This is a genomic window from Actinosynnema sp., assembly GCF_052038725.1.
In genome coordinates, this window is record NZ_JBQGCX010000395.1 from 1 (window position 1) to 1,550 (window position 1,550).

A 1,550-nucleotide genomic window follows, 5' to 3' on the forward strand; every position below is an offset into this window, starting at 1 on the left:
TCGGAGGGCCACGGTGGACCAGCACGACCCCAGCGCGCAGCGCGCGGACCGCGTCCGCGCGGAACGGCTCCAGGACGAGGTCGTGCGCGCCCGCGCCGAGCTGTCCCGGGTCTCGATGCACAACGAGCGCCTCGCCGAGACCCTGCGCGAGGCCCGCGACCAGATCGTGAGCCTGCGTTCGGAGGTCGAGCGGCTCGCGCAGCCGCCCGCCTCCTACGGCACCCTCGTCGGCCTCGGCGAGGACGGCAGCGCCGACATCAGCGCCGGCGGGCGCAAGCTGCGCGTCGCCGTCACCCCCGCGGTGGAGCGCGAGGAGCTGCAGCCGGGCCGCGAGGTGGTCCTCAACGAGGCGATGAACATCGTCGGGGTCACCGGGTTCGAGCGGGTCGGTGAGCTCGTCACGGTCAAGGAGCTGCTGCCCCCGGACCGGGCGCTGGTCACCGCGCACGCCGACGAGGAGCGCGTCGTGCGCCTCGCGGGCCCGCTGCTGGAGGCCACGCTGCGGATCGGGGACTCCCTGACCGTCGACACCCGCACGGGCTTCGCGTTCGAGCGGGTGCCGAAGGCCGAGGTCGAGGACCTCGTGCTGGAGGAGGTGCCCGACATCGACTACGGCGACATCGGCGGGCTCGGGTCGCAGATCGAGACCATCCGCGACGCCGTCGAGCTGCCGTTCCTGCACCCGGACCTGTTCGCCGAGCACGGCCTCAAGGCACCCAAGGGCGTGCTGCTGTACGGCCCGCCCGGTTGCGGCAAGACGCTCATCGCCAAGGCGGTCGCCAACGGCCTCGCCAAGCAGGTGGCCCGCACCCGCGGCGAGGACGGCAACGCCGCCCGCAGCTACTTCCTCAACATCAAGGGCCCGGAGCTGCTCAACAAGTACGTCGGCGAGACCGAGCGCCACATCCGGCTCGTGTTCCAGCGCGCGCGGGAGAAGGCGAGCGAGGGCACCCCCGTCGTGGTGTTCTTCGACGAGATGGACTCGCTGGTCCGCACCCGTGGCTCCGGCGTCTCCAGCGACGTCGAGAACACGATCGTCCCGCAGCTGCTGAGCGAGATCGACGGCGTGGAGCTGCTGGAGAACGTCATCGTCATCGGCGCCTCCAACCGCGAGGACATGATCGACCCGGCCATCCTGCGCCCCGGCCGGCTCGACGTGAAGATCAAGATCGAGCGGCCCGACGCCGAGGGCGCCAAGGACGTGTTCAGCAAGTACCTGCTCGCGGACCTGCCCCTGCACGCCGACGACCTGGGCGTGCACGGCGGCAACGCGGCGGCGTGCGTGGAGGACATGATCCAGCGCATCGTCGAGCGGATGTACGCCGAGACCGAGGAGAACCAGTTCCTGGAGGTCACGTACGCCAACGGCGACAAGGAGGTCCTCTACTTCAAGGACTTCAACTCCGGCGCCATGATCCAGAACATCGTCGACCGGGCCAAGAAGATGGCCATCAAGGACCTGCTCACCACCGGGGCCCGCGGCATCCGGGTCGAGCACCTCCTCGAGGCGTGCGTGGCGGAGTTCAAGGAGAACGAGGACCTGCCCAACA

General features: G+C 70.3%; 1 protein-coding gene. It reads left to right on the plus strand.

Going from position 1 to position 1,550, the window contains the following annotated elements:
- Positions 1-115 precede the first annotated feature (115 nt).
- The coding region (arc, locus tag ACTUAL_RS07920; RefSeq protein WP_440899789.1) for a proteasome ATPase at positions 116-1,550 on the plus strand (1,435 nt) is incomplete at its 3' end.